Source organism: Actinomadura sp. GC306, assembly GCF_004348665.1.
Classification (GTDB): Bacteria; Actinomycetota; Actinomycetes; order Streptosporangiales; family Streptosporangiaceae; genus Spirillospora.
This window is the reverse complement of sequence record NZ_SMKM01000472.1, coordinates 1-2,252: the sequence shown is the minus strand read 5'-3', so window position 1 is coordinate 2,252 and position 2,252 is coordinate 1. Positions and strand designations below refer to the sequence as shown.

Below are 2,252 nucleotides of genomic sequence, written 5' to 3'. Positions count from 1 at the left end.
CCCCGAGCCCCACCCCGAACGACCCGCCGGGCACGCCGGGGAACCCCGGCAAGCCCAAGACGCCCGTGCTGTCCCTCGCGCTGTCGGTGTCGTCGGCCACGATGAAGCCCGGCGGATCGGTCACCGCGACGGTCCGCGTGTCGTCGGCGAACGCGACCGCGCAGAACGCCGCCGTGCGGATGTCGGCGTCCGGCGCGTCGGTGAGCCCCGGCACGCAGCGCCTCGGCGCCGTCGGCTCCGGCGGCGCCTCGGCGATCGCGACCGTGCGGGCCCCGTCCGGCGCGAAACCCGGGCTGATCACGGTGCGGGCCACCGCCTCGGCGGCCAAGGCGGGCAGCGTGTCCCGCAGCTACAAGCTGATCATCACCGACGCCGCGGGCGCCCCGCCGCCGGGGGTGAGCCTGGCGAACCTGCCGCCCGGCGTCCCGCCGCTGACCCCGTCCGCCTTCAACCCGCTCGCCGGGATGAAGGGGCCGCAGGTGGCGCTGCCCCCGATCGCGTCCCCGCAGATCGCGGCGAGCCCGCTGCCCCTGATCCCCGTCGCCGGCCTCCGCACGATCGAGGGCGAGACCCTCACCGTGGAGCGGCTCTCGTCGCTGCAGGCGGGCTTCCTCGCCGCGCTGGCGGTCGCGGTGGCGCTGCTGCTGCTCCGGGTGCGGCTGTCGCGCCGCCCGCCGGCCGTCCGCATCCCGCTGCCGCGGTCGCAGCGCAGGCGACTGGCCGGCAAGCGGCTCACCGAGGCCCGGGTGCGGGCGCTGCCGCCGCAGCCCGCGCGCAGCCCCGTCCGGATCGTCTGGCTGCCGGTCCGGCCGGCCCGCGTCGCCCGCCTCTGAGCGCGCCGCCCGCGGGCGCCGCGGTCACTTGTCCGGGGCGAAGTCACTTGTCCGGGGCGAACATGGGCCGGAAGCCCGCGACGAGCTGCCGGATCACCGGGCGCTGCTCCGCCGGGGTGCGGCCGCGCAGGTCGTGGATGGGGTCGAGGCCGTCGTAGTACGGCGCGAGCGCCAGGAACGGCAGGATGGTCAGGACGAGCGTCGCGAGGACGTCGAGGTCGGCGTCCGCGCGGATCCCGCCCTGGGCCTGCCACAGCTCCAGCGTCGGGTGGATCACCTGCAGGTAGTGCTGGTTGGCGGTGTCGCGGACCACGGACCGGACGCCGTTGTCGAGCTCGAAGTTCGTCGCGGCGGTGACGCCCCGCTCCAGCGGGTGGTCGGCCATGTACTCGGTCCAGTCGCACAGGACGTCGAAGAGCCACTCGTCGAACGGCTGGTCGAAGTCGATGAGCTCGATCCGGCGCTCCATCTCCTCCCGGATGCGCCGCGACGTCTCGTCGCACACGAACGCGAAGAACTCCAGCTTGTCGCTGAAGTACTGGAACAGCGACCCCTTGGCGATGCCCGCCTCGCGCGCGATGGTGTTGAGGCTGCCCGTCGAGTACCCGTTCTCGCCGAACTCGCGCATCGCCACCTCGAGCACCCGCTCGCGCTTGGCGACATTGAGGCGGAACCAGGTGGACGTCGGCATGACCCTTCGACTTCCCGTCAGGAACCGGTAACAGGACGGTCAGGATAACGGTCCGTGGCGTCCCGTGTGACCCGAAACGTCACCCGCGCTCCACCTCCCGTGACCCGGCCGGTCAGGGGGCCGGTCAGGGGACCGGTCAGCGGGCCAGCCGGATCAGGATGCGGCAGACCTCCTCGATGATCTCCGCGGCCTCGGCCTCGCTCTCGGCGGTGGCGATCTCCCGCCCGGCCTCGCCGATGACCGTGGTCAGCACCAGGCTCAGCACCTGCTCGGCGCGGCCCGCGGGCTCGCCGCCGCGCAGCAGCTTGGTGTTCTGCGCGATCCAGTGCTGGGCGCGGCTGCGGCGCATCAGCGACGACCCGGACGGGCCCTCGCCGCCGAGGAACAGCCGCGCCGCCTCCCGGTGCCTCCAGCACACCCGCAGGTAGGCGCGGGCGCCGGCGATGAACAGCGCGATCGGGTCGGCCTCGCCCTCCTTGCGGGCGTCGGACACGGCCTGCGCCGCCCGCGCCTCCTGCTCGGCGGTGAGGTCCTCCCAAAGCGCCACGTAGAGCCCGGCCTTGCCGCCGTAGTGGTGGTAGAGGCTGCCGACGCTGATGCCGGACCGCTCGACGATCTCTGCGATGCCCGCGTCGGCGTAGCCGCGGTCGGCGAAGACCTCCAGCGCCGCGCTCAGCAGCGCCTGCCGCGTCGCGTCGGCCCGCGCCCACTGGCGCCCGCCGCCCGAC

2 protein-coding genes and 1 pseudogene are annotated in these 2,252 nt (G+C 74.4%); 1 reads left to right on the top strand and 2 read right to left on the bottom strand.

All coding sequences use genetic code 11. The features are described 5' to 3' along the window. Nucleotides 1-833: pseudogene (locus E1200_RS34225) on the top strand (hypothetical protein); the annotation flags it as partial. A 43-nt stretch (nucleotides 834-876) separates the two neighbouring features. Here the strand turns inward: E1200_RS34225 and E1200_RS32705 are convergent. After that, complete coding sequence (locus E1200_RS32705; protein ID WP_131956464.1) at nucleotides 877-1,524, bottom strand: TetR/AcrR family transcriptional regulator; 648 nt, start codon at nucleotides 1,522-1,524, stop codon at nucleotides 877-879. Between the two features lie 136 nt (nucleotides 1,525-1,660). Further along, nucleotides 1,661-2,252: TetR/AcrR family transcriptional regulator (locus E1200_RS32700; RefSeq protein ID WP_131956462.1), on the bottom strand; the 592-nt coding region annotated here is incomplete at its 5' end.

Excerpts from the sequence above, each read along its gene's own strand:
- E1200_RS32705 (WP_131956464.1), bottom strand. The coding sequence starts at position 1,524 with ATGCCGACGTCCACCTGGTTCCGCCTCAATGTCGCCAAGCGCGAGCGG.